This is a genomic window from Streptomyces sp. NPDC058685 (assembly GCF_042714725.1).
Lineage (GTDB): Bacteria > Actinomycetota > Actinomycetes > Streptomycetales > Streptomycetaceae > Streptomyces.
Genome location: NZ_JBHXSL010000080.1, coordinates 1 through 25,748, shown reverse-complemented (window position 1 = coordinate 25,748; position 25,748 = coordinate 1). Strand labels below are relative to the sequence as shown.

The following is a 25,748-nucleotide window of genomic DNA, read 5'->3' as shown; positions in this document are numbered from 1 at the left end:
GTCGATCATCAACACTGGTCCAATCAGCCGCACCATGCGTCGGACAAGGTGCCCAGAGCGTAGCCCTGCCCCTCGCGTGCCCGTTCGATCGGGGAGTCAGGGGGAAGCGGTCGATCACGGGGCACTGAGCCGACCTGCTTGGGTGCAGACTCCATCAGCCAGCAGCGTCACCAGCCGACCACCCGACTCAGCGCACTATGCACTCTCCGGGGAAAGCCGTTCAGCCCGCCCCATCATTAGCCGCCAAAACTCGAAGTGCCCTTCGCGCAGCAGCAATCACCGAGCCCCAACCTTCGGACCGGATCAGGTCGGCGCCCTCAGCCGGGATCTGAAGCACCGAATGGAACGAAGCTTCCAGCTCCCTTATTGCGTCGACTTCTTCCTGATCTTTAAGCAGAAGACCCAAACTCATTTCAGGGCGATCCAGACCTTTATCGTCGAAAAAGTCCCACATATCGTCAAGGCTTTCATATCCCGGCTCAACTACTGCCCAGTTGGCTTCCTGCCAGCTTCGATCAGCGAGCTTAACGAGCCATTCAACAAGCTGACTCCTCAGCCAGGGCATCTCCAGACCACTTCCATCAGGGACCATGCCAACTCCTCCAAGTGACCCACTCTGACCATCGGGATATGCCCCTCAGGGTGATCCCGCGAACGAGAATGCCAGCAGGCCACGTGGCAATTGGGCGGCACCTCACACTCGCGCCCAGACTGCGTACGCACCCCCTAGGGCTCTTCCTGCGTGTAACAAGCCTACGAACCCACGAAGGGGCCTCGCAGTGGCCACCGCGGGGCCCCAAAACTACGACCCCTGCGAGAACTCCTCCCAGGGAGCCTCTGACGTCGATTCCGGCATTACTCTCAGGTGCGGCAAGCAGAAAGCAAAGCGGGAATAGGTTCGGTCAATCCAGGCGAGTGCCGTTTTGGTTACCTGCAACCCAGCGGATTCTCGTGGGTCGACTACCCCGCAATTGGCAGTATTCTTCGATCACTTTTCGGACCTCCGCCACTGGAAGCACCCCCCTGGGATCGAAAAACGAAGGGGCATGGAAGTCAGACAAAACGTCGGGGTCGAGCTCAGGTGATTCCTCTGCGTCGGAAACCCAGAAGTAGTGGCCGATGTCGCTTCCGGTCTCTCGCTCGATTCTCTCAGCTTCGCGTCCTCCCGTGTGCCAAACGACACCGCCAAACCCGGACTTCAAATTTACATTGACCTCAAGCATTGAAATCGAGTCCTCGCCACCGTCGTCCAGAATCAGCCACGTTGCCGATACGTCGGGTTCTGTGTTCTGACCTTCCCGAAAGAGCTCATCGAGTACCGTCGAGACTTCTTCGGCGTCTCGCAGGTTACGACGTTCGCCGCGACAATGTACTGCCAGCCTCACGGATTCGTCCTCTTCCCAACTGGCGTCACCGGACTGCCTTTTCCTGGATAGTACACCTTCCGAGTGTGCCCCACGGAAAGAATAGCCTCCGCGGCTTTGCACAGTTCGATACATCACGGCATACACCGGAGTTCCCGTTGATTACCACAGTCGCATGCGCGCTCATTCTTCATCCAGGCTGCGCACTTTGCCTCTACGTGGGACGCTATGCTGTATTTCCCAATCCTCTTCTTAAGACACAAAGGATGACCCGAAGAGCGGAAGGTCGGCCGCAAAGTGCGACCCGACCCCAGTCGTCGAGATTTACGAATCCAGTCGCTGCCCATTCACAGTGCCAGGTTCCCACTCAACGATCGCAGGACGCTTACCATTGTTGAAGCAGAATTCTTCGAGGGCCGCTGAAATCTCTCCTACGGGAACCACGTTCCTCCTGTCGTACCACAGAGGGTAGCCAGGGTCGGCAGTTACACGAGGGTCGAAGCTCGGCGGATTCCGGCTTATGGTGATCCAATGCGCGATTTCAGGATCTTCTGGAATCTCTTCGCCCCACCAGGTCATCCCCCCGTATCCGGTGGCCCTGTTAACCCCCAAGGTCAGGGCGTTGTCGGCGTACCTAGGAACTTCGACTCCGGCTGGAATGTCGAAAACGTGGAATGACGCAATCGTTCCTGCATAGAATCCAACGGGAACCTCTTGTTCCGACTCAAGTTCATTCAACGCTCGATCGATCGCACTCTGCACTTCGTGTCGTTCGAAGGCTAGATTCTTCTCGCCGCCGATCCAGAATTCAACAATCATTATGGCCTTTCGGGTCCTTCGCCGACAATTTCCGTGGGCCTGCGGTCTCCGGGGTGATAAACCTTGAGAGTACTACCCTTGGGAAGTACGGCCCTCACCAACTCACTACAGGAATCCCTACCCGTACATACACCCGCGTTGTTGTTGATAACAACAGTCGCATGCTTCACGTCCCACTGAGCCATTTGAAAGGCGATCTTAGCCTCCGCGTGAGTTGCCCCGAAGAACCCCTTTTGGTTTGGACTTCCATCTCCAATTTCCTTGAGGTACGCAGTCAGAGCCTTTGCAACTTCGTCGTCCTGACTCACTACACGATCAGGGAGGTTGGGTATCGGCTTACCCTCGGCATCGCGGATCACTCCAGTGGTCGTCCACTCGCCAGCAATGTCCTTGAATGCTTGGTCTACCCACCCGGGGCAGGGTTCGGTGGTCAGCCGCCCCCGAGGAGTGGGGATTTGGCCACTGGCGCGGCCTCGGCCCGGGGGTCAGAAATCCGATGCCCTCTCCGGCTCACCCGACGGGCAAAAGCCGTCGATACGGTGGGGGATCAGTGCATGTCGGGGCTGCGGTGGTATCAGGCGAGGGCGGCAACCAGCAGCGTGAACGCGGCGACGATGACGGCGACGCGGATGTAGTGGTAGCGGTTCCAGCGGTGCAGCTGCTCCTTCCAGTCGGCGGGCCGGTTCTCGGGGGTCCAGGTCTTGTTTCGGTTGTTGATCGGGACGAGCAGCAGGATCGACATGACCACACTGAGGATCAGCAGTCCGGCGGCGATGACTACGAGGCCGGCGCCGGGGCGGTGCCATCCGGCGACGGCCCAGATCGCGCTGAGGACGAGCGAGCCTATGTACCAGAACGGCATCAGGGCGCCGAGCATCCGGCCGCCGTGGGCGTGGCCGAGCTGGCCGCTGTCCTCGGGAAGCGCGTCCAGGATCCGGTTCATGATGAAGGCGACGGAGAACTCCACCCCCACCATCAGGCCGACGACGACGGTGGTGACGACCTCGAGTGTGTTGAGCATGACGATCCCTCCGTGAGCTAGCACTGCTAGATGATGGGGCAACGCTAGTACTGCTAACGCTCGATTGTCTAGCGATGCTAGGATCAATTCATGTCGGTAAAGGAACGCAAGGAGCGCGAACGGGCGGAGCGGGAGCGCCTCATCGTGGCGACAGCCCGCGAACTCGCGGAGCAGCAGGGCTGGGACGCAGTCACCACCCGCCGGCTCGCCGAGCGCATCGAGTACAGCCAGCCCGTCCTCTACAGCCACTTCCGTGGCAAGCGCGAGATCATCGGCGCCGTCGCCCTGGAGGGCGCCACCGAGATGGCCGCGGCGCTGCGGGCCGCGACCTCCGCATCGGACGGCCCGCGCGAGCGGGTCGCCGCCCTCGCCCGCGCCTACCTCGACTTCGCCGAGCACAACCCCGCGGTCTACGACGCCTTGTTCCAGCTCGACGGCGGCCTGGCGTACGCGCGGGAGGACACCCCCGAGCCGCTGAAGGACGCCTTCGCCGCCCTGCTCGAGTGCCTCGCCGAGGTCGCCGGCGACGGCGTCCACCCGGGGCTGTTCACCGAGGTGTTCTGGGCTGCTCTGCACGGCCTGGCGACCCTGACCCGAGCAGGCCGCCTGCTGCCCGAGGACGCTCAGCCGAGGGTGGAACTGCTGCTGGAACGGCTCGCCATGGCATGACACACCGTCCCCGCAGGCACCCAGCCGGGCCCTTCGCGCCCCGCCGCTGCCAGCCCGCGGCAACACTTCCGGTCACTCGCACCCACACCGCGCAGCCGCAGACCGCCGGGCCCCGCATCCCAGACGGGGCACCCACCCCGAAGGCTGCAGACCTCAATGATCACGACCGATACACGCCCTAGTAGCGCCTTACGATTACAGAAGACTGGTAGCTCACCAACGAAGGGGCAGTTCGTGGCGCAGGTTGTTCGGCAGCAACTTGTGGAAGCGTACGTGGGGTACCACGCGTTCGGGTTGCAGGAATCCGACGATGCGGACCTGCCGGTCGCTTTCCCGGACGAATTCGATTTCAGCGTCTTCCTCAGCGCCCACCCCGGGCGTCTGGACATCACCAGCGGGGGTCACACCCACACGGCCACGGTGACCGTCGAGGTCTGGGACGCGGCTCCGCCCGCAATGGATCCTGCCGGTTGGGACGAGCAGGCTGAAGCCGATCTCACATCCAGTAGCGGCCAGTTGGCGGTGTGGTCCATGCACACGGGCCGGATGGACGATGTCATCACACTGGCAGAGTCCGGCGGTTCCTGGCGGGTCCGGGTCAGCTGCGTCGGCCGGGCCGAGGCCGCTGCCCTGTCGGAAGGCGACGGGACCGGCGTCGGGGTGGAGCGCTACCTCATACAGTTCTGGCCAGCGAACACGTAGGGCCAGAGCGCGCCGGCGAGGGGCTGTGGTCACCCCCCGCCGGCGCGCGCACCTCGAGTTCAGGAGAAGATGGTGACCATGAAGCCGTCGTCGAGTCCGTCGATGATGCGGTTGGCTGCGTAGGTGGGATCGGGGTTCTGGCACACATTCCGTGAGAGCGGTGTACGAGGCTCTTCTGATCGGCAGACTGGAGAGATGCGGATAGAGAGCGTCGCCAGGATCCATGCAATCCGGCTCGGCGTGACGGTCAGTGCAGTCGTTGCCGCACCGGTTCTGTTGGTGGCTGGGACTCCGTTGCTGCGCCGTATGTTGCGTCGCTACTACCGCGAGGACGGTCCGGGGCTTGTGAGCAAAGAGGACGGATGGGTCAGTCCGGGGTACTTCGTCGTCACAAACGTGGTTGTTCGAGCCCTCTGCTGGCCATCGGAGTTCGTACTCCGACGGCTTCGTCCTGCCTGAGCAGGCCATCATCGGGCGGCGGTGAGAAGCACCCGTTTACGCAGGAGCGGAAGCTTGGCGCGGCCGAACATCTGGCGCTTGATCATCTTGATGTGGTTGACGCGGCCTTCGACGGGACCCGAGTTCCAGCGGCTCGTCAGGCCCTGGACGACGGCGTCCCAGTCCTTCTCCAGGCCGGTGGCGAAAGAGTGGAGGCCGGGAAGTTCCTCGGCTCGCGCGCTGACGACCCAGTCCTTCAGATGCTGGCCGGTGCGGGTGGAGAGGATCGCGGCAAAGCTGCGGACGAGACGGTGGGCCGCCGCGAGTTCCGGGCAACGGGCGAGGACTTCGGTCAGCTGTTTGCTCTCGCTTTCCGAGATGCGGTCGGGGAGACGCATGATCCACCCGGTGACTTGCCGGAGTCCTGGTGGCGCGGGCCCGACGACGCGGATACGGCGTCGGCGCCGCGGCCGCAGATAGTCACTGATGATCTGATAGTTGCCCCGGTAGCCCAGCTCTTTGAGCTCTGCGTGCAGGTGAACGGCATTGGTGTGGCCCTCTGCCCAGCGCCTGTCCAGATAGGGCTTGTAAGGGTCCAGCTGGCTGGGCCGGGGTTGCCGCCGACCGCCGAGCAACTCCTCAGGGGTCGCCGCACGGGCGCATCGGCGGACCGTGTTCCCACCCATGTGTAACTCGCGGGCGATCTCCCGGATGCCATGGCCCTGGTCGAGGAGTGCGTGGACGACGGCGTGACGTTCACGGATGCGTGCTTCGATCGGCGACATCTCCTTTGCCGACGGCGGTTCGACGTCCGGCTGGTCACCAAGGCAGGAGTCGGGTGGCCGCAGGCATCCTGTGTGCCGGCGCACGCATTGCTCCACCGCGGTGCCGAGGTTCTGCCACAGGTGAAAGCGGTCAGCGACCTGGACTGCCTGTGGGGCCCCGATGCGGGCGCCTTCAGCGTAGGAGCCGGCACGATCCCGGCAGATCACCTTGATCCCGGGATGGTCACGCAGCCACGTGGCCAGGGTCCCGGCGTCCCGCCCGGGCAGCAGAGCGAGCGGTTTGCGGGTCTCGCAGTCGATGAGCACGGTCCCGTAATGCTGCCCGCGGCGGGTGGCGAAATCATCGACCCCGAGCACCTTGGGCACTTCCCAGGAGGGGTCAGGAAGCGCCATCAGCAGCCGCAGCAGCGTCGTCCGACTGACCGCACTGTGCAGCACCACGGCCAGCCGGGCTCCCGCCCGGCCGGCGAGCGCGACGGCCACGGCCTCCAGGACCCGGCGCGAGGCGGGCGTCCGCCTTCCGTACCGGAACGTCAGCCCCCGCGACCTGCTCGACGAACGTACGACGCCCGCATAGCGCGTTGTCGCAGTACAACCGCCGCACGGTCAGCTTTATGAGCACCGGCTGGTCGCCGACCGGAGTGTCAGCCAGCCGACGCTCGTAGCCGCTGTGCACTCGGTCCGACGGACGCTCACAGCCCGGGCACGAAGCAGTGCCATCGATGGTTCTCGCAACGATGTTCACCACACCGCACTCCGTGAACACCCGCTCCACCAGGACCGCGCTGAAGTGCGGAAACAGCACCGCTATGAGGTCATCACACCGCACCACGGTCCCAGATGACGCGACATCACCGTGGCAGAACGCCGCTGATCGTCCTCACGGAATGTGTGCCAGAACCCCGTTTTCATCAGCGAAGCCACCGTGCAGACCTTTGCCGCTGCCCACCTCGACGGCCCGAGATGCTCCAGTAGGCTGCGCTGGTCATGGACACGCACGCTGCACTCGAGCAGACCCAGCACGACGCGGTCGCCTGTGGTCCGCCGATCCTGAAGCTCTTCCGGGACGTCATCGCCGATCGCCTGCCGGACCGAATGCCGCTCCAAGCGGCGATGCTGTTCAACTCAGAGATCGACCCCGACTGGAACGACCGGACATTCCTCGCCGAGTTCTACAACGAGATCCTCCACCAGGACACCTGCCAGCCCTACACCGCCGACGGCCTCGTCCTGCTCGCGGCGCTGGCGGTTGACGACCGGGTTCCCGCCCGACAGCGGTTCGAAGCCGTCGGCCTGCTGTTCCGCGCCGCCACCGTCGCCGAGCGCCACCTCGCCGAGAGCTGGCCAGCCGCCCCGCAACATGCTGATCCCGACAGCGAGGCCCGGGCCTACAACGCAGTCCTGCCGCACACCCCTGATCTGCTGGCCCGCTGGTCAGGCGAGTGCTTCGCAGTCCGGCTGGCTCTCGCCGGCCTCGCCGTCGTCTTCCCGACAAACCGCACCCTGCCCGCCCTGACAGCGCGCCTGCACACCGTCATGGACCAGCATCCCCAAGGCACCGACATCGGTGACTACCTGCGATTCGTCCTCGTGCTGGCTGCCCAAGACGACAGCCAGACCCTCGCCGTGACCGAGAAACTCACCGACGCCTACTGGCCGGGCACAGTGCGCGGAGCGCCGACACGGGCACGAGCTCTCCACCTCCTCGGCCAGATGCTGACCAGGGTCGGAGCCGGACTCACCCGGCCAGCGCCGACCGGGCAGTGACCCCCGCGCGCGCTGGCAATTCTCGCGAACATTCGCGGGCGACAAGATCCGCAGCTGCTGCCCAAACCGGCGGACAACGCTGCCCCTGGAAGTGAACAAAGCCAGCGGCACGCTCAAACAACGGCATTGGCCGGGAACTTCGAAGCGGAACAAGCTCACGAGTGGTCCGACGGCAGCTCGGCTCCCGCTCGCGACTCGGCATGAGAGGCGTCCAAGGCGTCACGCATGCGTCGCAGGCGTCGGTTCTGCAGGGTGCCGTTGGCGGTGAGCCAGCCGATAAAGATCACGAAGAGTAGCGCGACCGATGGTTCTGGAGTGCGGGGGCGCTCTTGCTGTACGTGATCCAGGCCATGGTGCCCGGCTCACCCGGAAGCCGGTCGTAGATCTCGGCCAGGGAGGAGGGCGTCTCCACCCGCTGCCCGTCGCGGTAGATCGGGGCGTCCACGACGCTGCGTTCCAGCGGTACGGGCTCCTGGGGGCCGCGCTCCGTCCATGGATCCATCGAGTGCTCGGGGGCCGGGTCGGTCTGCTGCCCGGTCCCGTGAGCGGGCGGGCGGAGCGGCCATCTACCCGCCCGTACACGCCAGTCGGACATCATCTGCACCTCGCTACTTCAGCGCCAGCACGATGACGGCGCCGACGACTCCGGCGACCAGGGCGAATCCCGCCGGGAGCCAGCCGCCGTCCCGCCACGGGAAGCGGGCGTCGAGCGAGAGGCGGCGCGGGCCCACGGCGGCGATGGTGAGCGCGCTGACGGCCAGGGTCATCGGGTACTCGAAGCCGGGGCCGGCGGCGGACCACAGCGCGATGTCGGGAGCCACCGACATCGCGTTGATCATGACGCCGACCGAGGCCGCCGCGGCGAGCGGGGTCAGGAACCCCACGGCCAGCCCCAGGCCGCCGAGGAACTCGGAGATCCCGCCCAGCGCGGCGAAGAAGATGCCGGGGTCGTAGCCGATCTGGTCGAATCCCTTGGCCGTGGCGTCCAGGCCCGGCCCGCCGAACCAGCCGAAGAGCTTCTGGGCGCCATGACCCGCGAGGATCACGCCGACGGCGAGCCGGAGCAGCAGGATCCCGGCGTCGGTGGCGCTCAGCGCCGCCGGTGCGGCGCCCGTGCCGGGGCCGCCCGAGTGACGAGCACGCTCGGTGAGGGGTTTCATGGTGGTGTCACCTCCTGCGCCGGGACCGGGAGTCCCGGCGATCGTGCTCCGGCGGTCGTGCGCCAGGTGTCGGAGCCTCACCACCGATACTGCCCCCCGCGGCGGAAGTGGGCCAAGTTCACGACCGCGGTCACCGTATGACGGACGCCGGGCGGTCACCTCCCGCTTCCATGCTCACCGGAAGTCGTCATGTTCCCGACATGGAGGAGTGCTCTGTGAGCAGGCCCCATCCCGCCCGGGCGGTCACCGTCGCCCTGGGCCTGGTTCTCGGCTGACAGCACCCTCATCGCCCCCGCCCCGGTCAGCTGCGAGGACCTGGACCGTCGCTGGGCGGCTCTCCAGTCCGGGCCCCTCGCCCCGTACACCGGGCTCCATGTCGTCCATGGCGAGGACGAGTACGTCGAGGAGAAGGACGCGTGACCGCCTGGACCCGGACCATCAAGCTGCGTGGGATTTCAGCCCGCGTGGAGGGCCGAACCCCCTGTCGGCATCCCCCACTCCTCCGTCCCTCTCCGAGGCCGCCCCGGTCCGCCTGCCTGGTGTAACGGGGGCGACCCCGGCGGCGATCTCCGATGCGTTCCGCCATCTCACCGTGATCATCGCGATCGGCGACTCGGGTTGGCGGTGCGCCCGGATCTACGAGTTCGTCGCCCGGCGCGAGGACGAGACCGGAACGCTTCTGGCGTGGGAGGCGACCCGGGGACCGGTCCCGACGGCGGATGTGGCGTTCGACGGGTACGACCGCGGCCAGGGGCAGCTCCTGGAGATGGTCGGCGAGCGCGGGTGGATTCACCGGACCGAGCTCATGGCCGCGCTCCAGCGCCGCATTCGGGGCTGGCCGGCGGTCGAGGGGACGTGCTTCTGCGGCTACCCGGTATAGCCCGACTGGGACCACACGGAGTGCCGGTCGGGCATGGAGATTGCCTGATCAACCAGGCAGTCATCCCGCCGATCCGCGGGCACCGCCTGTACCCCGACCCTAGACATTTGCCCTGCGACCGGCCGCGCGCGGCTGTCTTACCGCCGGGCGGAAGAGATCTTCGAGCAGAGCACCCGGCTCCTGGCCAACCCCCTCGCCGCCCCCGATGGCTTCAACGACCTGGAGCGCTCGACCGGCTTCGGCACAGCACCCTGACCCACGACGCAGAAGACGGCACCACAACGCCGATGCTGCTGGCCCGCTCCCGCCACGCCTCTGTACGGTCCCTGGAACGGTACGCGCGGCCGGGTGTCGACGCTGTCGCCGCACTTGTCGCCCAGCGCGACCCGGCCGCACGGCGCAAGGGCTGAAGATCAACTACTGACGGCTTTGGGCTTACCTCGGCGATACCGGGTTCTGGCGCGGTGGCTGCGTCCTGCGTCCCGCCGGGCGGCCCCGGCCGTCACGGCCGGGGTCCTTGGCCTTGGTCGGGGCCGGGCTGCTGGTGCTGCTGCTCGTGCTCCTGGCGGCGGCTGTCGGCCGAGGTGGCGGGCGCATCCGGTGCCTCCCCGTCCTCGATGGCGCGGCGGCGGGCGTTGGCCGTGCGGGTGAAGGCGGCGAGTCGTTCCAGGTTCTCCGGTGTGCGCATCCACGTCGCCGGGTTGGCCGTCCGGCCCTCCAGGTATTCCTCGGGCATCGCGGCCTGTTGTGGGTGAGCTGGGCGATCAGGAGTGCGCCGTCGGCACGGACGCTGTACTCCCCTATCGTCCGGGTCAGCTGATGCGCCGACCCGTTGCGGGTCGGCGAATGAGGGTCAGGATGACTTCACCCCAGCCGTGCCGCGGTCCGTCCTGTTTGGCCAGGCGGCGGCACTGCCACGGACGGCCGGAGACGAGACGAGACGGCGGTATTTGTCGTGGTCGTAGCCGCGGTCGCCGAGCAGGCTGTCGGGGCGGTTCCGTGGCCGTCCGATCCGGCCGGCGACAGACGGGATCTTCTTCAGCAGGGGTATCAGCTGGGTGATGTCGCCCGCGGTTTCCGCCGGTCAGGGAGACGGCGAGTGGGATGCCCTGGCCGTCGACTAGAACCTCAAAGCAGCTCGGTCCGGGGACAGTCAGAGCGACTGGCCGGGGGACGGCAGCAGGCTCTACTGGCGGTCGGCGAGGTTGCTGTACTTCGCCGCTGTACCGGGCGAAACTTCCATGCCGACCGTGGACGCCAGCCCAACGGCCGCCACGGCCACGAGGACAAGTTGAGGCTGCAGAAACACCGCTCCGAAGATCCACCACCCGGTTGGCGGCTACACGGCCGAAGAGAAGACGGGAGTTCGCCGAGATGAACCTCACTGACCACGCCGGAGTCCGGCTCAAACACGGCAAACCCAAAGTCAATGGCGTGGAGATCCACTACGCGATCGGCGGCACCGGCGAGCCGGTGTTCTTGCTCCACGGTGTGCCGAAGTCCATGTCGTACTGGCGCCACGTCGTACCGCTGCTGACCCCGCACTACACCGTCATCGCGGTCGACAACCGAGGCTGCGGCGGCTCCCAGCGTCCCCTGACCGGCTATGACACCGCCACAATGGCCGCTGACGTCGCCGAACTGGCCACCCACCTGAGCTTTGACCAGTTCCGCGTCGCGGGCGAGGACTGGGGCGCGGCCATCGCCTACGCCGTCGCCGCCTTCCACCGGCCCCGGGTGCAGCAACTGGTGTTCCAGGAAACGCTCCTACCGGGGTTGCCAGTCGGCCCAGGGTTGCCAGGCGGCGAACACGATCCCTCGCTCGCCGCTGACGACGCCCGCACCGGCTGGCACTTCAGCTTCTTCAGCCTCCCAAACCTGCCCGAGTTGCTGCTGGCCGGGCGGGAACGACCGTTCTGGACGTACTACGCCAGACGCCATATGTGGGACCCGAGCGCACTGGCCGAGGAGGACATCGACGAAATGGTGCACTCGGCCGAACAGCCGGGCGGCACCAGAGCCATCTTGGAGATGTTCCGCGCCCGGCAGACCGACGCCGAACAGAACCGCCCGCATTACGCCGACCCCATCACCTGCCCGGTCCTGGCCGTCGGCGCACAGGCCTATCTCGGGGGCGAAGTATCCAAACAGCTCGCGCAAGTGGCCCTCGACGTCCGCGGTGCCGTCATCCCTGCGTCCGGTCACAACATCGCGCTGGAGAACCCGGCCGCCCTGGCCCAGGCCTACCTCGACTTCTTCTCAGGCAACTAGGGTCCGTCTTCAAAGATCATCAGATTGGTGGAACGTGGTCGGGTGATACGCCGTCATGACCTGACCGACCTGGAGTGGGAGTTACTCACTCCGCTCATACCGCGTGCGGCAACGGGGCGACCGCGAGTTACCGGCAGGTCATCAACGGGATGGTCTACGAGATCCGGACCGGAGTCTCCTGGCGTGATCTGCCGGAACGCTACCGGGCCGTGGCAGACGGTCTACACCGCTTTCGCCGCTACGCGTTGGACGGCGTGTTCACCCATGCACTCCAGCAGATCCAGGCTGGCGCGGACGCCGTCGGCGACATCGACTGGCTCGTCCAGATCGACTCCACCGACGTCGTCGCCGCCGTGCTCGGTGACCACACCGACTGGACCGAGCTCACCGAACTGATCACCGACAGCTACCTCGAGATGGCCCCGAAGTTTCTCGCCGCCCGGGTCACCCTCCCGGCTGCGATCAGATGATCGGCGGTGGGCTCGCGTTGCCCGGCGTGCGGCACTACCGGCGTCACACCATCCGATAGAGACGGATCCGTCCTCCGCGGTTCGCGACGTGCCATCCGTGCTGCCGCACATGCTCGATGACCGTCAGATCCATGCGGTCCGCTTCATCCCGGTCGCCGTAGTCATGGCAGAGGACACAGGGGCACTGGAACGGATCATCAGTCATGTGCGGAGGGTACGAGTTGAGCCCTTATGTCGAACCACCGGGGTTTTCCTTCTCAATCGAACAGCGCCTTCACCCTCTGCGATGGCTCCCCTGGATCTGCGCCAGAACCGAAAACTGAAGGCACGTCGGTGGGAACTCAAGGGTCTGTCGCCCTGATGTCAGGGGTAGGCCCGTGAGTTCGCGGTGAAGTCGCGGGGTTGGGCCTGGTGAATGCTTGCCGGCTGTGCACGAGCAGTTGTCGCATCCCCGGGCTGTACGTGTTCTTCCAGATCAGGGCGAGCAATGCGGGTGTATCGACATCATCGATGGTGCGGGCGGTGAGCCGGTCGCGGTAGCTCGCGGCCATGGAGTCGCTGAGGACGGCCACGGCGAGCCCTCGGGCGGCGAGGCTGGCAATGGCGTCCGCGGCGCTGGCCTGCAGAGTGATCGCGGGTTGGAGGTTCCGTGCGGCGCAGGCCTGGTCGAATACCGTGCGCAGGCCGGTGCCGGGCGGCATGCACACGATCGGGTAGGCGATCAGGTCGCGCAGGGTGACCCGCTGCTGTTTCGCCAAGGGGTGCCCGGCCGGGACTGCCGCGACGAGCCGCTCGCTGATGATGGTTAGCGCGTCCAGTCCGTCGGGTGTGGCGGTTGCTGCCCCGATGAGTGCCAGGTCGACGGTGCCGGTGCGCACCCCCTCGATGAGCCGGTCGGAGCTGTCCTCCAGCAGCGAGATCTCCACACCGGGATGTGCCTGGTGGAACGCGGCGAGGGCGTCGAATAGCGGGGTGAGGGTGCAGCCGATGACCATCCCGACGGTGAGGTGCCCCCGGATCAGGGCGGTCACCTCGCCCACCGCCTGGCCGACTGCTCCGGCGGCGGCTAGTGCGACGCGGGCGTGTTCGAGTGCAGCCTTTCCCGCGACGGTGAGGGTGACGGTGCGGGCCGACCGGTCGAACAGCTCGGCTCCGAGTTCCCGTTCCAGCTGGCGGATCTGGGCGCTGACGCCGGACTGGCTGATGTGCACCCGCTCGGCTGCCCGGGTGAAGTTCTGCTCCTCGGCGACCGCGATGAAGTATTCCAGCTGCCTCAGCTCCATGACTGCAGATTCTAGTTTACAGAAGATTCATCTGTTGGAATTCTGGCCAGTCGGCGGCCACGCTGGGAAGCGTCGAAGCCTGACGTCAGGAGGAATTCATGCCGGAGTACGAGAAGGCCATGCGGCCCGAGGACATCACCCGCTTGTTCGTCGAACGATCCAACGCCGGTGACGCGGCCGGCGTCGCCGCACTTTACGAGGAGGGTGCGGTGATGGCCTACCCACCCGGCGACCAGACGGTGGGCCGGGAGGCGATTCGTGCGCTATGGGAGACGGTGCTGGCCAACCGTCCCCGTTTCGAGCAGGAACAACCGCTGCCGACGCTGATCAGTGGCGACATCGCCCTCACCTCGACTCCTCCGAAAGACGGGGCCGGTGCCCGGGCGCAGGTCGTCCGGCGCCAGCCTGATGGAAGCTGGCTGCGCCTGCTCGACCAGCCCGAGTTCGCCCCACCCACCCGATGACCCCTCGCCTCCGCGAGTTCGCGGAACTGAAGGCTGATGGCGTGACCCCGAGAGGTCAGTGCCCCCAGTGTCAAGGAGTTGATCACTAGGTTCGTGGTGAAGTTGCGGGGTCGGTTTCCAGCCGCATCATCGAACGTATCTCCGGAGAAGCACCGGAGATTGGGAAGAACTCCGGGATGCGGACGGTCACCGTCTCCCGGGCCTCGCCATGCCGGAAGGCACCGGAAGCCAGCAGGGGGCAACGGCCCCGACACCCGGGAGAGGTGCGGGGCCGCTCGGCTGCCCTACCCCCTCGCGTGCTGGCCTGCAGGGGCAGGACCCGGACGGACACAACGACGGGGCGGCGTGCCGATCGGCACGCCGCCTCTGGAATGGCCCGCGGTCAGGTGCGGGCTGCCGCGTCAGGCGCGGTGGTGGTGACGGCCCCAGGACTCGGTGTCGACGGTGCGGCCGCGGTCGTCACGCAGGGTGGCGGTGTCGGAGTGGTTGTCCCACACGTAGTGGCGGCGGTCCTGGAAGAGGTCGGTGCGGGTGTCGCGGCCGACGCCGGTGTGGATGCGGACGCTTGAGCGGCCCTGGAGTCGGACGTCGTCGAAGCGGTAGCGGTTGCCGTCGCGGTCGCGCAGGGTCCAGCCGTCCAGGTTCACCGCGCGCCGGGTGTTGTTGGTGATCTCGACCCACTCGGCGTTCAGCGACCGGTTGGAGCCGTTGTCGCGGCCGGGGCTGTCAGCCTGGACCCGGCTGATCTCGACCCGCGGCTCACGGTGCCGGTCGCGGTCGCCGTCGTGGGCGGAGGCCGGCAGGGCAACAGCCGAGACGAGGGCGCCGGCGGCAAGAACGGTCCCGGCGACGCGGCGGGCGGTCGACGAAGCAGACATGATGTCCCCTCAAGAACAGGGCCCCACCAGCCGATACAGCCAGTAGAGGCAGTTGCGGAACCCGACCCGTCCCGGGCCGAGAACGCAACTCTGAAGCCCCAGCACCACCCACGGGGGCCCGACCGGCAGCGGTTACCGTTCACTGACGTATCGGTAACCGTCACCTGTACCGGGCATGGATGCGCGGCGAGCGTGCCCCCGACATTCACTGCCCGCCACAACCACCCCGTTGAACACTCACCGGAAAGCCCTGCGCGCTCCGGTGCACGACTAGTTGCACCGCCCGGCGCACCGCCCGATCGGCCGTACCGATCTTGGTAACAGCCCATCTGCACGTTTCTTCACACACCCGTGCGCACGCGATCCAACCGTTCGGGAACCGTCTTGGTCGCGCGGCGAACCCGCCCGGCGCCGTGTGGTCATGATGAGAACCGGAACGCCACGGTAAGGGGCACCATCGATTCGGGACACAACGAGCGAGGGCGTATTGGCTCACGCTGTCGCAGTCACAGGTGCAGGGCCGGAACCCCGGTGGGGTTCCGGCCCTGCACCTGTGATCCAGCAGCATCACCGCGGTGCACTCACTCACTTGTATTGTCGCTCCCGACCCGTACTTCCTTAGATGCCGGTGGCCTGCTGCGTAGCGGGTGGCGCCGTTGACCGCCTGGGGATGGGGTATCAACGGCGCCGGTGCCGCGCTTGCACAGCACCCTGCTGGGGTCCTCGAACGGACGCTTGTGCCGGGGCGGGCCGCCGTCTAGGGCACGGTGTATCCGCCGTCGACGGGGACTGCGATGCCGGTGACGAAGCTGGCCTTGTCGGAAGAGAGCCAGACCACGGCGTCGGCGATCTCCTCTGGGCGGGCGATCCGTCCTAGCGGGTGGGCGGCGTCAAGTGACGCGCGCTGGTCCGCGTCCAGGGCTGCGATCATGGGTGTGTCGACCAGGCCGGGGCACACGGCGTTGACGCGAATGCCGTGGGGCGCCACCTCGACCGCCGTGCTCTTGGTCATGCCGATTTCGGCGGCTTTGGTGGCCGCGTAGCCGGAGAAGCCGGGAACCCCGATCAGTCCGGCGCCGGAGGACATGTTCACGATCACCCCGGAGCCCTGTGCCGTCATGTGCCGGAGCTCGTGCTTCATCGACAGGAACACACCGCGCACGTTCAAGGCGATCATCCGGTCGAGCATGCCGGTGGAGTAGTCGCGGGTGAGCTGGTACTCACCGTCGTATCCGGCGTTGTTCAACGCGATGTCGAGGCGGCCGATGTCTGCGGCGGCGGCATCGACGGCCTTCTCCACCTGTGCCTCGTCGGTGATGTCGGCCACCACGTAGCGGGCCGAGCCGCCGGAGGCCTCGATCAGACGGACGGTCTCCTTCAGGGTCGCCGCGGTGCGGCCGGCGACGGTCACCAGTGCCCCTTCGGCTGCCAGGGCCAGGGCGGAAGCCCGCCCGATGCCGCTGCCGCCGCCTGTGACGAGCGCCGAGGCGCCTGCAAACTGCTGGTTCATCTCTCTGGATCTGAACCTGATGGCTGCCGTCGACGACTACATCCCCACGCCCGAGCGCGGCGTCGACAAGCCGTTCCTGATGCCGATCGAGGACGTCTTCACGATCACCGGACGCGGCACCGTCGTCACCGGCCGCATCGAGCGGGGCGTCATCCGCCTCCACGAACCCGTCGAGATCGTCGGCCTCAAGAGCGAGAAGTCCACCAGCCAGGTCACGAGTATCGAGGTGTTCCGCAAGCTGCTCGACGAAGGCCGGGCGGGTGAGAACATCGGTCTGCTCCTCCGTGGCATCAAACACGGAGACGTCGAGCGCGGCCAGGTCATCATCAAACCGGGCACCGCGACCGTGCACACCCACTTCGAAGCCCAGGTCTACACCCTGTCCAAAGACGAAGGCGGCCGTCACACCCCCTTCCTCAACAACTACCGCCCACAGTTCTACTTCCGCACCACCGACGTCACCGGCATCGTGACCCTCCCCCGCGCAACCGAAAAGATCACCCCCGGCGACAACACGCCGCTGCGAGTCGAACTGCTCCAGCCCGTCGCCATAGAAGAAGGCCAGCGGTTCGCCATCCGTGAAGGCGGCCGGACCGTCGGTATCGGCCGCATCACCAAAATCAGACGATGACCACCACTCCGGGAGCCGCCGGCGCTTCGAGGGGCAACAACAGGAACTCCTCAGCGCATGGGGCGCGCGCCGCCAGTGGGCCGCAATCGAACGCGAGTACGCTCTCGTGAGTGAGCAGCCCGTACGCCTTCCCCGATGACCTGACAGCCCTCCAGCTCGAGCTCGACCGTGTCCGCGCCGCGTACGAGGAGCACTGCCGCTCCCTGCCGTGGAGCGTGGAGCCAATGATCGGCCGGAACTACGAGCGACCGGTCATGGGAGGCCGTACACAGACGATCACCCACCCCGACTCGCCGGGCTACACACCAGAGCAGATCGAGGCGGACCGCCAGTTCCGCAGCAAGATCCTGGAGCTGGCGGCCGCGGTCCTGGCCCACGACTGGTGGGCCGAGGTACCCGCCGGCGAGAAGCTCGCCGCGCAGATGGCGCTCAAACACATCGGCGACAAGCAGCCCCTCGCCGAGTCCGCTCCATCCTCCTGACCGTGGCGGATGGCTCTTGCTCAGCCCTCCGTCGCGCGCCATGAAGGCCCGGCGAGGGGCACATCGCTGTAGTCCGCAGGATCGCCTACGACAGCTGGACTGCGCCAAGACCGGGCTCGACCTCCAACCGTCCTAACCCCCGCCATTGAAGATCTCTAGAGAGCAGAAGGGGTGAGTGCCGGGCAGCCAGCACTCACCCCTGGGGCATCACTCGACTACTGCGGAGTCGTCTCCTCGGATCTAGCCGAGGTGGACGACTGAAGCACAGTGCATTCAGAATCCCACCGCGGGAGTCCGTATCGAACCTGCTCGAGATGACGATCTGTGTAGTTCGGCGGCGCTTCAGGGAGCGCGTGGGCTTCCAGGAGGTAGAAGTCCGCATGCTCTCCGCTGACAGAAAGATTGCCGTCTGGGAAGAAGTCCAGACCCAGTCGGAAGCCGCCATCGGCCGCAGAGGGGCGACTGGAAACGGCCGTGAAGGCCATCAAATCCAGTGTCTGTGCCGCTCCGGACCAGTGGAATGACTGCAGGCCACGGATCACAAGCAGGCCGGCATTTCCCGTGGGGTGGTACATCGCGGTGCGCATGTCGAAGAGTAGCGCCGCACGATTCGCGGTCGGACACAGTCTACTGTCGAGGAGTTGCGTGTCCTCAAGGGAGTCGGTTTCCCTGAGCGGGTCCCATTCGATGGATTCCAGGGCCTGATGGTAATCCTGGGATGTGAAGAGATCTTCTATGAGAGTCATGGTATCGGGATGTGCCAGTAGGGATCGGATTTGGTGACGGTCTGTCCAGTTTTCGGATTGATGAACTGACCACCCTCATTGACGTAGGTTACATACCCATTCGAGTACTGGTGCGGCCCGCTAGCCACCGGGTCCATCACGCGTACGTATTTTACGGTCTTATGGAATCCGTTAGCTGCAGCCTCGGCTTCCTTAATGTCATAAAACCAGCCCTTCAGGTTGTTGGCCGTCGCAATGGCTTTGCGACCTTTCGGGGGCCAGAGGGTTTCGCCATTGGGTCCTGTGCTCGGTGTGCGACATCGGTGCGTGCGCGGTGGTGGATACCGTCGGCGAGGGACGTGCTGCCGGCCGTGAGCGCCGTCGGCATCCATGCCGCAGTGAAGGTGCGGTGCGCCAGTGCCCGCGGCGGACCCATGCCGGTGCTGGTGTCGCGGCAGTGGGTGTGCAGGGCGGCGGGCAGGCCATAGCGCTCCACCGCGGCCGCGGTGAGGACGAGGATCGGGTCGGCGTCGCGGCCGTTGCGCTGCAGCCGGGCCTGACCGAGCCGGGCTTCGGTCAGCGTCCAGTCGACCAGCGCCGGGATGGACTTGACGGGCACGTCCAGGACCAGGCCGCCGACGCAGTACGCCGACACCTGCCCGTCCTGGTCGGCGTCGATGACCGCGAGCGGACCGTTCTCGAAGCGCGGGTCGACGGCGGCCGCCGTGGCCGTGCAACCACTCCGCCGCTCGACTCGGCCGACGGCAACCAGACTTCGGCCCATCCCCCGCAGCTGGAAGCGATCATGGGTAGCGATCGCCCCAATTTCTTCTCGCGCGGGGGCTGCTATACGACATGATCGCGGCATGGCGGGAATGTCGATCACTGTATGTCTGCCGGGCACGGCGGCGGGGCGCGTGGACGAGGCAGTCAAGAAGGCGATGGCCCCATTCGAAGTGGACTACACCAGCGGCGAGGAACTGGACATCTGGGACCATGCCCGCATCTGCGGTGGAGCTGATGGCCACGGCTTTCCGGTGCTGCCAGCCCACGAGGGCGATCCCCGGCTCATTCACGACCGTCCACGGCACGACGGCACCCTGGAGCCCAGCCGGACCGGGATGTGCGCGGGCGGGCCGCGAGGACTTCTCGACTTCAACGCGACGCGTGCCGAAGCGGAAGAGGTCGCCGGCGAAGCATGGGACGCCTGGCATTCGCTGGCCGCACACCACCCACCGGCGGAATCCCAGACCAGCCTGTACCGCCGAACCGGTCCTTCGGGCCCTCACTACTGGAACCAACCCCTGGTCCGCGCCTTCGACGAAAAGCTCAGCACGCTGCGTCGCACACATCGTACGCACCGCTTCAGCAGCGCACTGCTGAGCTCCACCGACCCTGTCGAGGACATCGGCGCGGTGAGCCGGGCGAAGTTCGTTGCCCGGCAGGGAGACCTGGTGCCGAGCCCGCGCAATGTACTCAGTCTCGACGGCTGGTGGTACGAGGTCGAAGACGTGCGCCTGCACGGCGCTTGCCACAGCCCCGCCCAGTGCCAGCATGAGCCGGATGTCGGCGAAGGCCAGGCCGCCGTCGACGCCTACCTGGCAGGAGTGCCCGCCGACACCCTGCTCGTCCGTGTGCACTGCCATGTGTAAAGGCACAGCCACGCCCAGCAGGGCTTCCTCGGGCCGGGGTTGATGGTCGCCTTCGATCCTGATGCTTAGGCGATCAATAGGTGGAAGAGCCGCCACCGTGGTCGGCAGGGTCGACAGGATTCTGCCAGTGACTGTCACTGCCGTGATCGCGCTCGCGTCGCACGTCGATGGCCCAAAGGGCCGCTCCGAACAGCACAACAACCACGGCGAAGCCGCCGATCACCACCCACATGTCTGACGCCCAGGTTTCCGCTCAGGTTCCGGATTCTGCCGCCTGGCGCTGACGCCGCGTCATCGCAGGGGCGGGCCCGTAAAGGCACCGACCTGCACAGCACACGTAGGAAGCCGGCTTGGCCGGGCATAGACCGCGGCTCCATGGGCTACAAACAACAGGGGCGGGACATGACGAACATCGGTAGGGACAGCCGGAGAGGCGCACGCGCGTCCGGCACGCGGAAGCGGTGGATGCCAAGAATCGCGGCCATCGCCGGATTCGCCATGATCCCCGGTCTGCTTACGCCGATGGCCTTGGCAGCAGATCCTGCCCCCCAGCGGCGCCCGGACCTACCGAGTACCTCGGCCGGCAGTCAGGTCAGCCACGCCCTGTTCGGCTACGTTGAAGACCGCGGTGATGCGGCGTGTGGTGGTGCTCATGTGTCCTCCGTGAGGGTCGGCGGCCGGATAGTCCGGGGCCGGTCGGCTCGGGCGGCACACCCCCGGGAAAGGGGTGGCGCGGCAAGCCTGGAGGCGCACAAGGGGGACGGGGCTGCTGTTCGCCGCCCCGTCCCGCCTGCTGCTTCGGCGAGACGAAGGCGTGTTCCGGAGGACGGGAACCGGCTGGGGAACAGCCGTGCCGGCCCGTTCCCGGCAGGTCGGTTTCGGACGCGGCGGCTTGGCCATTCGGTGAGTCGGAGTCGGTCCGCTTGGGCGTGTCCGAGGGGCGAGAACCGGGGGGCCAAGGAGAGCGACGACCTACGAACCAGCGGCCCGCCGACTGAGGCCACATCGAGCCCGCGTCCGGCTCACGCAGGAATGCCCCCTACTACGCTCCGGCAACCCTGCCCCCCGGCGGGGGACGCCCGGTATTCACCGTGCCGCGAGGCACGGTGAACGCGTTCGGCGGCCGCAGCTTGCCGGTCAACGTGGTGCTGTTCGGCCTGGGTAGCGCGGGGTGCTGAGAGGTTCAACTCCCCGCAGCACCGGTTCGGGGTTCGGGGGTCGGGTCGACGGGGTCGGGTCGGGTCGCCCGTTCATGGTGTTCCGGTCGCGCTGAGCATCTCCAGCAGCCTGGTCTGCCCGGCTGCGAGTTCCTCGATCCGGCGGGACAGTTCAAGGAACTCGGCGCTCGGCATGACCCTCGCGGGGACAGTCGTGTCGGCCTGGCCTGGGTCGGGGGTGGTGGTGGGGAGGGGATTGGCGACGAATGACCCTTTCCCCTGCATCGTGTGGACCAGTCCCTCTTCCTCGAGGACCCGCACCGCGGAGCGAGCCGTCATGTCGGCGACCTGGTGATAGTCACGTAGGAAGCGCATTGAGGGAATCTGCTCGCCGGGCTTGAACTGCGCGGAGCGGATCTGCTCGCGCAGGTCGTCCGCGATCAGTTGGTAGAGGCATCTCCGGCGGCCGCCCCTCGCGACCAGCTGGGGCAGGGATCCCCCGGATGTGGGGGTCACGGCTGCTGCCCCCCTTCAACATCGGTGGTGGCGCGGGTGGGTGGCCGCTTGATCTGATCGGCGACCTGAGTGATCTCCTTGTCACCATAGGCGGTGCGCACGCTCGAGAACTTGTATCCCGAAGCCTGGGCCAACTCCTCAAGCTTGTAGCGGCGCGGAGGGTAGAACTCCCTCGCGTAGGCCAGAATTTGGCGGATCCGTGCATCCGCCTGCTGTTTCTTCCCCCACTCTTCCTGCAGGGCCAGGATGAGCGGATCCTCCTCCATGCCGTGACTGGCGGCTTCGAGGTTCTCCGCGTATTCCCGGCGATCCCGCTCGATCTGGTCGCAGATCTCGACGAAGTGATCGTCATCGTCATCCGTGTGGGAGAGGTCGCCCTCGTGCGGCTCGTACGAGTCGTGGATGTGCTGGTTGGCGTCTTCCGCGTCACCTTCCGGGCCGCCCTGCTGGCGGGTCGCGACCGGACCGGTCACAAGAGCGGGCACGGGCAACGGGTGCGCGATGGCAGCCAGTTCACTCAACTGATGCATATTGCGATGGTCGCAACGAATTGCGAAATTCGCAAGAGTTGGGTGTGGTCGAACTGCCCCCCGCCCCCGGGGTTGATCCCGCAGCCGAGGGCCGAGGCGACGTCCGGGCCGGGCCGGACTGATGGCTCTAGTTGAGGTCCTGGATGTCGCCGGCGGGCGGCGTCACGTCGACCGGCTGGTTGTGCGCGGAGATCTCGCTCCAGTTGGGTTTGTCGCTCCGGGTCATTTTGAGGATGTAAGGGACGCCCTTCGCGGCGATGTACCAGGTGTTGGTCCAGTCCTTCTGCGGGACAGACAGCGTCACGACCTCTTGGCCGCCCAGCACCGTCGGCTGTCCGGTGAGGGCCAAGGGGCTGCTGGTGAACGCGGCGAGGAGGGCGTTCATGTTGCAAAAGCCCTCCATGCCCGTGGCGCTGGGATCGTTCCTCTTGAGCTGGTTCCACCGACCGGCCATCCGGGCGACGATGGCATCGGCCTGCCCGGCGGGCCGGCCCTTGGCCCACGTACTTCGCACGAAGGCCGCGTCGGGCCTGAAGAACATGGTGTCGGTGGTCCGGATGAACGTGACAGTTTCGCCATCCAGGTCCATGGAACCCCGGCACTGCCCTCTCCGGTCCACAGAAATGTCGATCTCGACATCGTTCTGGACCTCGTGGATACGCCACCGCAGCGAGTTGGTGGTGTGCATCGCAGCCAGCGCCTTGTCCTGCAACTCCGGACCGCTCAACTCCGACAGCGGGATCACTGGTGTCGTCTGCTGCGGCGGAGCTGTCGCCCCGGCGGCCTTCCCGTCCGCCGATTTGTCTCCTGCTGGCCTGCATGCCGCAAGGATGCTGCCTATCGCAAGGACGACGGCGGCCGAAGCCAAAGTAGTGGTACGTGTGGAACCCACGAAGCCCCCCCCGGGCGTTGACGTGCAAGTCCGCTGAGACTAGCCGCCTGCTCGGACAGTGATCACCACGGATACCCGCCGCCGGGGAACACGCACCCAGTCCATTCGCTACGCCGGGCCCCCGGGGCTTCGTCACCGGGGGCTCCACGCACGGGGTATCCCCTTCAACGACGCCCCCCGCACGACGTCACGGCCCGACGGATATTCCTCTCACCGCTCATCGGGCGCCCGCCGCGTCGTCGTCCTGATCGTGGTCGCAGGTGGCGAAATCCGGGGCCTGGACGGCGAGGAAGCGGGCGTAGCCGCGTCAGGAAATCGTGCCGGGCAGCCGGGGCCGGGACGGACTCGCTCAGCTCCCCGCACCAGGCGTCGTCTGGCCATGCGTCGTGGAACTGGATGTCGTAGTGACGGCCTGCATGAACTCGCAGCTCTGGCATGCTTGCAGGCTGTCCCAGCTGCCAGGCACGAGTCTTGTCAGTAGCCCGTGAAGCGTCTGGCACGTCCGGAGCCAGCTGTGCGGGACAGCCCTTAGCTAAGAAGTTCCATCAGCTGGCTCGACTCGACCGTTTGGGAAGTGGTGGGAGGAGCAATGGGTACCGGCCTGCCCAGTTCGCTGAACTGGACCGACACCTCACTGCCGCCATCGACCAGGTACTCCGCCGATCGCAGCATCGGCTTGCCCTCCGCGGCTACGTACACCCGTAATGTGACGGGGCCCGTCACCCTGCTGAGGGCGCGCACCTCTTCACCGCCCTTTACCACCACCGGCCCTCTGGTCACGGGACCGTCAGCATTTCCTGCCCGGGACAGCAGCAGGCTCGCCCGACAGACTGGGGCAATACCATCTGCCGGCGCTCTCTCGGTGGGAAGGTCAGTGACCAGATAGGTGCCGTGCATTAGGCGGAGTGCTGCCGTTTCAGAATCTGTCTCCTGACTTGCGGCAGGATCGCCACTGCCGGGAGGGCCGCCACGCAACGCGCTGAGGACGGCGGGTAGAGCGCTGTCCTTCCACCGGGTCCACACCCGCTTCCCCACCAGAACGCTGTCTGCCTCGCCGAGTCGGCCCTTGCAGTTGCCGTCCGCGCCTACCTGCGCCGTGAACCTGGCACGAGTGCCGTCCTTCGGCCGGAAGTTCCCTTCGATGCGGAAGGAGTTTGCGTCGCGAAGCGGTCGTAGAGCATCTCGCATGGCCGTCGCGTCGCTGTCGCCAGCACCATCCTGGGTGCACGCCTGCAGGCAGAGGAGGGACATGAAGGCTGCGGCTCCACGGCCAGCTCTGGCCGTCTTAAGCGTGTTCAAGTGTGCACCCCTTGATCGGTCTGAACACTTTGCGACGATGCCTCAGGCAATCTGCATCACAGGCCAGTTCATCGTCTTGTCTCCGAGTGACAAGAGTAGCGGGGCATCCATGCGCTGCAGTTATTCTGAGTCTCCTCGCCGGAAGCGCGAAGTCCAGACGCCGGGTCGGGGAGAAACTGGTTACCTCTACAGCCGATCGAAAAGAGTCCCGTAGCGTCTGACCAGGACTCGTTGAGCTGGCGCGTGAAGGTCGCAGGTGCGGCTCGCAGTGACGGTGACATCACCGAGCCCTCCAGCACCCAGCCAACCTTCGCGCCAGGGCCGTTCTCTTCAGGTGAAACCGTCACGATCGCGGTGGAACTCTACCGGCATACAACCAGTTGGAAGGCCCCTCGCGTCGCACATTTACGAATCCAGTCGCTGCCCATTCACCGTTCCAGGTTCCCACTCAACGATCGCAGGGCGCTTGCCATTGCTGAAGCAGAACTCTTCGAGCGCTGCTGCAATATCTTGCACGGGAACCACGTTCCTCCTGTCGTACCACAGAGGGTAGCCAGGGTCGGCAACTACACGAGGGTCGAAGCTCGGCGCATTCCGGCTCACGGTAATCCAATGCGCGCTGTCAGGATCCTCTGGAATCTCTTCGCCCCACCAGGTCATGCCCCCGTATCCGGTGGCCCTGTTGACCCCCAAGGTCAGGGCGTTGTCGGCGTACCGGGGAACTTCGACTCCGGCTGGGATGTCGAAGACGTGGAATGACGCAATGGTTCCTGCGTAGAAACCAACAGGAACCTCTCGTTCCGACTCAAGCTCGTGCAACGCTCGATAGATCGCGCTCTGCACCGCATACCGATCGGAGGCTAGCGTCTTCTCGCCGCCGATCCAGAACTCAACGATCATCGTGGTCTCTCGGGTCCTTCGCCGACCAACGAAGAGCCGGGCTTTGCCGCCTGGTCGGAGCTAAACGACGCACAGGGGCCCTCGGGGCAGGCCGAGACCGAACTCGAGATCATGCCCTTGGATGTCTGGGTCTGCAAGGGCGGCTTGGTATTGCGAACGGACAAGCCCCGCCATCGCCGCGCAGGGCGCATTCTACCTCTCCGCCTTCTCGTCAGGGCCCGGCGGTCCCCGTCCCGCGGCGGGCAGCTGCGGGGATGGTTCACTTGCCGGACAGCTTGAGGCCGCCGGGGAGGGTGTGTTGGAACCAGGATTCGTCGTCCTGCTGACGCGGGCAGGCTTCGGCAAGACGAACTACAAGCGAAGGAGTGAAGTCGAGCGGACGATCAATGCGTTGAAGAATTCCCGAGCCGTGGCGACGAGGTTCGACAAGCGCGCCTACATCCTCCATGGCACCGTCACGGTCGCCTCGATCCGCCTTTGGCT

The 25,748-nt window shown here is 66.2% G+C and carries 30 protein-coding genes and 4 pseudogenes; 12 read left to right on the top strand and 22 right to left on the bottom strand.

Annotated features, from left to right (window positions below; translation table 11 throughout):
- Nucleotides 1-220: 220 nt before the first annotated feature.
- The 5 genes from ACFWU3_RS34615 to ACFWU3_RS34595 all read right to left on the bottom strand — a co-directional run bounded on the left by ACFWU3_RS34615 (nucleotide 221) and on the right by ACFWU3_RS34595 (nucleotide 3,204).
- Entirely contained in the window at nucleotides 221-592 is a 372-nt protein-coding gene (locus tag ACFWU3_RS34615) for a hypothetical protein (RefSeq protein ID WP_384445319.1), read from the bottom strand.
- Between the two features lie 310 nt (nucleotides 593-902).
- On the bottom strand, nucleotides 903-1,385 hold the full coding sequence (locus ACFWU3_RS34610; protein ID WP_384445317.1) for an Imm1 family immunity protein: 483 nt from the start codon (nucleotides 1,383-1,385) through the stop codon (nucleotides 903-905).
- Between the two features lie 303 nt (nucleotides 1,386-1,688).
- Entirely contained in the window at nucleotides 1,689-2,183 is a 495-nt protein-coding gene (locus ACFWU3_RS34605) for an Imm1 family immunity protein (RefSeq protein WP_384445315.1), read from the bottom strand.
- Complete coding sequence (locus tag ACFWU3_RS34600; protein ID WP_384445323.1) at nucleotides 2,183-2,617, bottom strand: DddA-like double-stranded DNA deaminase toxin; 435 nt, start codon at nucleotides 2,615-2,617, stop codon at nucleotides 2,183-2,185. Before ACFWU3_RS34600 ends, ACFWU3_RS34605 begins: the two co-directional genes overlap by 1 nt.
- 140 nt (nucleotides 2,618-2,757) lie before the next feature.
- Complete coding sequence (locus ACFWU3_RS34595) at nucleotides 2,758-3,204, bottom strand: DUF1772 domain-containing protein (RefSeq protein WP_326654285.1); 447 nt, start codon at nucleotides 3,202-3,204, stop codon at nucleotides 2,758-2,760.
- A 90-nt stretch (nucleotides 3,205-3,294) separates the two neighbouring features.
- On the opposite strand from ACFWU3_RS34595, the gene ACFWU3_RS34590 reads away from it, so the two are divergent.
- Nucleotides 3,295-3,873 carry a TetR/AcrR family transcriptional regulator gene (locus ACFWU3_RS34590; protein ID WP_384445313.1) on the top strand — a complete coding sequence of 193 codons (579 nt, stop codon included), beginning with the start codon at nucleotides 3,295-3,297 and terminating at the stop codon, nucleotides 3,871-3,873.
- 234 nt (nucleotides 3,874-4,107) lie between these two features.
- Entirely contained in the window at nucleotides 4,108-4,575 is a 468-nt protein-coding gene (locus tag ACFWU3_RS34585; protein WP_384445311.1) for a hypothetical protein, read from the top strand.
- Nucleotides 4,576-5,042: 467 nt separating this feature from the next.
- On the opposite strand, the gene ACFWU3_RS34580 is transcribed toward ACFWU3_RS34585, so the two are convergent.
- Together ACFWU3_RS34580 and ACFWU3_RS34575 are read right to left on the bottom strand one after the other, a co-directional pair.
- A complete protein-coding gene (locus tag ACFWU3_RS34580) occupies nucleotides 5,043-6,281 on the bottom strand; it encodes an ISL3 family transposase (RefSeq protein WP_384445309.1) in 1,239 nt (412 codons plus the stop codon).
- The gene (locus ACFWU3_RS34575; protein ID WP_384445321.1) at nucleotides 6,178-6,474 is read right to left on the bottom strand and encodes a hypothetical protein; all 297 of its coding nucleotides are present in this window, start codon (nucleotides 6,472-6,474) and stop codon (nucleotides 6,178-6,180) included. The genes ACFWU3_RS34580 and ACFWU3_RS34575 overlap by 104 nt, the downstream gene beginning before the upstream one ends.
- A gap of 311 nt (nucleotides 6,475-6,785) precedes the next feature.
- Here ACFWU3_RS34575 and ACFWU3_RS34570 point away from each other — a divergent pair, with 311 nt between their 5' ends.
- The gene (locus ACFWU3_RS34570) at nucleotides 6,786-7,565 is read left to right on the top strand and encodes a hypothetical protein (RefSeq protein WP_384445307.1); all 780 of its coding nucleotides are present in this window, start codon (nucleotides 6,786-6,788) and stop codon (nucleotides 7,563-7,565) included.
- Nucleotides 7,566-7,848: 283 nt separating this feature from the next.
- Here the strand turns inward: ACFWU3_RS34570 and ACFWU3_RS34565 are convergent, their stop codons facing one another.
- Together ACFWU3_RS34565 and ACFWU3_RS34560 are read right to left on the bottom strand one after the other, a co-directional pair.
- Complete coding sequence (locus ACFWU3_RS34565) at nucleotides 7,849-8,160, bottom strand: hypothetical protein (protein WP_384445306.1); 312 nt, start codon at nucleotides 8,158-8,160, stop codon at nucleotides 7,849-7,851.
- A 13-nt stretch (nucleotides 8,161-8,173) separates the two neighbouring features.
- Nucleotides 8,174-8,725, bottom strand: a complete 552-nt coding sequence (locus tag ACFWU3_RS34560; RefSeq protein WP_327686398.1) for a DoxX family protein — start codon at nucleotides 8,723-8,725, stop codon at nucleotides 8,174-8,176.
- Nucleotides 8,726-9,317: 592 nt separating this feature from the next.
- On the opposite strand from ACFWU3_RS34560, the gene ACFWU3_RS34555 reads away from it, so the two are divergent.
- Nucleotides 9,318-9,605 carry a hypothetical protein gene (locus tag ACFWU3_RS34555; RefSeq protein ID WP_384445304.1) on the top strand — a complete coding sequence of 96 codons (288 nt, stop codon included), beginning with the start codon at nucleotides 9,318-9,320 and terminating at the stop codon, nucleotides 9,603-9,605.
- A gap of 287 nt (nucleotides 9,606-9,892) precedes the next feature.
- Nucleotides 9,893-10,015, top strand: coding sequence for a PmrA (locus tag ACFWU3_RS34550; RefSeq protein WP_384445302.1), 123 nt, complete (start codon nucleotides 9,893-9,895; stop codon nucleotides 10,013-10,015).
- Between the two features lie 92 nt (nucleotides 10,016-10,107).
- On the opposite strand, the gene ACFWU3_RS34545 is transcribed toward ACFWU3_RS34550, so the two are convergent.
- Together ACFWU3_RS34545 and ACFWU3_RS34540 are read right to left on the bottom strand one after the other, a co-directional pair.
- On the bottom strand, nucleotides 10,108-10,341 hold the full coding sequence (locus ACFWU3_RS34545) for a hypothetical protein (protein WP_384445300.1): 234 nt from the start codon (nucleotides 10,339-10,341) through the stop codon (nucleotides 10,108-10,110).
- Between the two features lie 204 nt (nucleotides 10,342-10,545).
- Nucleotides 10,546-10,777 (bottom strand): annotated as a pseudogene (locus ACFWU3_RS34540) (transposase); the annotation flags it as partial.
- Between the two features lie 202 nt (nucleotides 10,778-10,979).
- Between ACFWU3_RS34540 and ACFWU3_RS34535 the strand changes: the two are divergent.
- The gene (locus ACFWU3_RS34535) at nucleotides 10,980-11,876 is read left to right on the top strand and encodes an alpha/beta fold hydrolase (RefSeq protein ID WP_384445298.1); all 897 of its coding nucleotides are present in this window, start codon (nucleotides 10,980-10,982) and stop codon (nucleotides 11,874-11,876) included.
- 74 nt (nucleotides 11,877-11,950) lie between these two features.
- Nucleotides 11,951-12,346: a transposase gene (locus ACFWU3_RS34530; RefSeq protein ID WP_384445296.1), complete on the top strand. Its 396-nt coding sequence runs from the start codon at nucleotides 11,951-11,953 to the stop codon at nucleotides 12,344-12,346.
- Between the two features lie 43 nt (nucleotides 12,347-12,389).
- Here the strand turns inward: ACFWU3_RS34530 and ACFWU3_RS34525 are convergent, their stop codons facing one another.
- Both ACFWU3_RS34525 and ACFWU3_RS34520 read right to left on the bottom strand, forming a co-directional pair.
- Nucleotides 12,390-12,551: a hypothetical protein gene (locus ACFWU3_RS34525; protein ID WP_384445294.1), complete on the bottom strand. Its 162-nt coding sequence runs from the start codon at nucleotides 12,549-12,551 to the stop codon at nucleotides 12,390-12,392.
- A 136-nt stretch (nucleotides 12,552-12,687) separates the two neighbouring features.
- A complete protein-coding gene (locus ACFWU3_RS34520; RefSeq protein ID WP_384445292.1) occupies nucleotides 12,688-13,629 on the bottom strand; it encodes a LysR family transcriptional regulator in 942 nt (313 codons plus the stop codon).
- Nucleotides 13,630-13,727: 98 nt separating this feature from the next.
- Here ACFWU3_RS34520 and ACFWU3_RS34515 point away from each other — a divergent pair, with 98 nt between their 5' ends.
- Complete coding sequence (locus ACFWU3_RS34515; protein WP_384445290.1) at nucleotides 13,728-14,093, top strand: YybH family protein; 366 nt, start codon at nucleotides 13,728-13,730, stop codon at nucleotides 14,091-14,093.
- A 401-nt stretch (nucleotides 14,094-14,494) separates the two neighbouring features.
- Here the strand turns inward: ACFWU3_RS34515 and ACFWU3_RS34510 are convergent, their stop codons facing one another.
- Both ACFWU3_RS34510 and ACFWU3_RS34505 read right to left on the bottom strand, forming a co-directional pair.
- The gene (locus ACFWU3_RS34510; protein WP_384445288.1) at nucleotides 14,495-14,971 is read right to left on the bottom strand and encodes a lamin tail domain-containing protein; all 477 of its coding nucleotides are present in this window, start codon (nucleotides 14,969-14,971) and stop codon (nucleotides 14,495-14,497) included.
- Nucleotides 14,972-15,728: 757 nt separating this feature from the next.
- Nucleotides 15,729-16,481 carry a glucose 1-dehydrogenase gene (locus ACFWU3_RS34505; RefSeq protein WP_384445286.1) on the bottom strand — a complete coding sequence of 251 codons (753 nt, stop codon included), beginning with the start codon at nucleotides 16,479-16,481 and terminating at the stop codon, nucleotides 15,729-15,731.
- Nucleotides 16,482-16,491: 10 nt separating this feature from the next.
- Here ACFWU3_RS34505 and ACFWU3_RS34500 point away from each other — a divergent pair.
- Both ACFWU3_RS34500 and ACFWU3_RS34495 read left to right on the top strand, forming a co-directional pair.
- Nucleotides 16,492-17,112, top strand: a pseudogene (locus ACFWU3_RS34500) (EF-Tu/IF-2/RF-3 family GTPase); the annotation flags it as partial.
- Nucleotides 17,113-17,222: 110 nt separating this feature from the next.
- Nucleotides 17,223-17,594 carry a hypothetical protein gene (locus ACFWU3_RS34495; protein WP_384445284.1) on the top strand — a complete coding sequence of 124 codons (372 nt, stop codon included), beginning with the start codon at nucleotides 17,223-17,225 and terminating at the stop codon, nucleotides 17,592-17,594.
- Nucleotides 17,595-17,809: 215 nt separating this feature from the next.
- Here ACFWU3_RS34495 and ACFWU3_RS34490 read toward each other — a convergent pair whose 3' ends face one another.
- A complete protein-coding gene (locus tag ACFWU3_RS34490; protein ID WP_384445282.1) occupies nucleotides 17,810-18,340 on the bottom strand; it encodes a hypothetical protein in 531 nt (176 codons plus the stop codon).
- A 445-nt stretch (nucleotides 18,341-18,785) separates the two neighbouring features.
- Nucleotides 18,786-19,037: pseudogene (locus tag ACFWU3_RS34485) on the bottom strand (transcriptional regulator); the annotation flags it as partial.
- A gap of 199 nt (nucleotides 19,038-19,236) precedes the next feature.
- Between ACFWU3_RS34485 and ACFWU3_RS34480 the strand changes: the two are divergent.
- A complete protein-coding gene (locus ACFWU3_RS34480; RefSeq protein ID WP_384445280.1) occupies nucleotides 19,237-19,971 on the top strand; it encodes a hypothetical protein in 735 nt (244 codons plus the stop codon).
- 73 nt (nucleotides 19,972-20,044) lie between these two features.
- Here the strand turns inward: ACFWU3_RS34480 and ACFWU3_RS34475 are convergent, their stop codons facing one another.
- The 5 genes from ACFWU3_RS34475 to ACFWU3_RS34455 form a co-directional block, all read right to left on the bottom strand.
- Nucleotides 20,045-20,203, bottom strand: coding sequence for a hypothetical protein (locus ACFWU3_RS34475; RefSeq protein WP_384445279.1), 159 nt, complete (start codon nucleotides 20,201-20,203; stop codon nucleotides 20,045-20,047).
- A 1,018-nt stretch (nucleotides 20,204-21,221) separates the two neighbouring features.
- A complete protein-coding gene (locus tag ACFWU3_RS34470) occupies nucleotides 21,222-21,644 on the bottom strand; it encodes a GntR family transcriptional regulator (RefSeq protein ID WP_384445277.1) in 423 nt (140 codons plus the stop codon).
- Nucleotides 21,641-22,174, bottom strand: coding sequence for a hypothetical protein (locus ACFWU3_RS34465; RefSeq protein ID WP_384445275.1), 534 nt, complete (start codon nucleotides 22,172-22,174; stop codon nucleotides 21,641-21,643). The genes ACFWU3_RS34470 and ACFWU3_RS34465 overlap by 4 nt, the downstream gene beginning before the upstream one ends.
- Nucleotides 22,175-22,301: 127 nt before the next feature.
- Complete coding sequence (locus tag ACFWU3_RS34460) at nucleotides 22,302-22,919, bottom strand: hypothetical protein (protein ID WP_384445274.1); 618 nt, start codon at nucleotides 22,917-22,919, stop codon at nucleotides 22,302-22,304.
- A 1,851-nt stretch (nucleotides 22,920-24,770) separates the two neighbouring features.
- Nucleotides 24,771-25,265 (bottom strand): Imm1 family immunity protein, encoded by a 495-nt coding sequence (locus tag ACFWU3_RS34455; protein ID WP_384445272.1) that lies wholly within the window; start codon nucleotides 25,263-25,265, stop codon nucleotides 24,771-24,773.
- Between the two features lie 334 nt (nucleotides 25,266-25,599).
- On the opposite strand from ACFWU3_RS34455, the pseudogene ACFWU3_RS34450 reads away from it, so the two are divergent.
- Nucleotides 25,600-25,748: pseudogene (locus tag ACFWU3_RS34450) on the top strand (IS5/IS1182 family transposase); the annotation flags it as partial.

What these genes read in the sequence shown, in the direction of transcription:
- ACFWU3_RS34615 (WP_384445319.1), bottom strand. Translation starts at nt 592, where the DNA reads ATGGTCCCTGATGGAAGTGGTCTGGAGATGCCCTGGCTGAGGAGTCAG.
- ACFWU3_RS34475 (WP_384445279.1), bottom strand. Translation starts at nt 20,203, where the DNA reads ATGTGGGTGGTGATCGGCGGCTTCGCCGTGGTTGTTGTGCTGTTCGGA.
- ACFWU3_RS34520 (WP_384445292.1), bottom strand. Translation starts at nt 13,629, where the DNA reads ATGGAGCTGAGGCAGCTGGAATACTTCATCGCGGTCGCCGAGGAGCAG.
- ACFWU3_RS34465 (WP_384445275.1), bottom strand. Translation starts at nt 22,174, where the DNA reads ATGCATCAGTTGAGTGAACTGGCTGCCATCGCGCACCCGTTGCCCGTG.
- ACFWU3_RS34525 (WP_384445294.1), bottom strand. Translation starts at nt 12,551, where the DNA reads ATGACTGATGATCCGTTCCAGTGCCCCTGTGTCCTCTGCCATGACTAC.
- ACFWU3_RS34550 (WP_384445302.1), top strand. Translation starts at nt 9,893, where the DNA reads ATGCTGCTGGCCCGCTCCCGCCACGCCTCTGTACGGTCCCTGGAACGG.
- ACFWU3_RS34605 (WP_384445315.1), bottom strand. Translation starts at nt 2,183, where the DNA reads ATGATTGTTGAATTCTGGATCGGCGGCGAGAAGAATCTAGCCTTCGAA.
- ACFWU3_RS34590 (WP_384445313.1), top strand. Translation starts at nt 3,295, where the DNA reads ATGTCGGTAAAGGAACGCAAGGAGCGCGAACGGGCGGAGCGGGAGCGC.
- ACFWU3_RS34510 (WP_384445288.1), bottom strand. Translation starts at nt 14,971, where the DNA reads ATGTCTGCTTCGTCGACCGCCCGCCGCGTCGCCGGGACCGTTCTTGCC.
- ACFWU3_RS34595 (WP_326654285.1), bottom strand. Translation starts at nt 3,204, where the DNA reads ATGCTCAACACACTCGAGGTCGTCACCACCGTCGTCGTCGGCCTGATG.
- ACFWU3_RS34515 (WP_384445290.1), top strand. Translation starts at nt 13,728, where the DNA reads ATGCCGGAGTACGAGAAGGCCATGCGGCCCGAGGACATCACCCGCTTG.
- ACFWU3_RS34505 (WP_384445286.1), bottom strand. Translation starts at nt 16,481, where the DNA reads ATGAACCAGCAGTTTGCAGGCGCCTCGGCGCTCGTCACAGGCGGCGGC.
- ACFWU3_RS34535 (WP_384445298.1), top strand. Translation starts at nt 10,980, where the DNA reads ATGAACCTCACTGACCACGCCGGAGTCCGGCTCAAACACGGCAAACCC.
- ACFWU3_RS34455 (WP_384445272.1), bottom strand. Translation starts at nt 25,265, where the DNA reads ATGATCGTTGAGTTCTGGATCGGCGGCGAGAAGACGCTAGCCTCCGAT.
- ACFWU3_RS34545 (WP_384445300.1), bottom strand. Translation starts at nt 10,341, where the DNA reads ATGCCCGAGGAATACCTGGAGGGCCGGACGGCCAACCCGGCGACGTGG.
- ACFWU3_RS34565 (WP_384445306.1), bottom strand. Translation starts at nt 8,160, where the DNA reads ATGTCCGACTGGCGTGTACGGGCGGGTAGATGGCCGCTCCGCCCGCCC.
- ACFWU3_RS34570 (WP_384445307.1), top strand. Translation starts at nt 6,786, where the DNA reads ATGGACACGCACGCTGCACTCGAGCAGACCCAGCACGACGCGGTCGCC.
- ACFWU3_RS34560 (WP_327686398.1), bottom strand. Translation starts at nt 8,725, where the DNA reads ATGAAACCCCTCACCGAGCGTGCTCGTCACTCGGGCGGCCCCGGCACG.
- ACFWU3_RS34490 (WP_384445282.1), bottom strand. Translation starts at nt 18,340, where the DNA reads ATGACTCTCATAGAAGATCTCTTCACATCCCAGGATTACCATCAGGCC.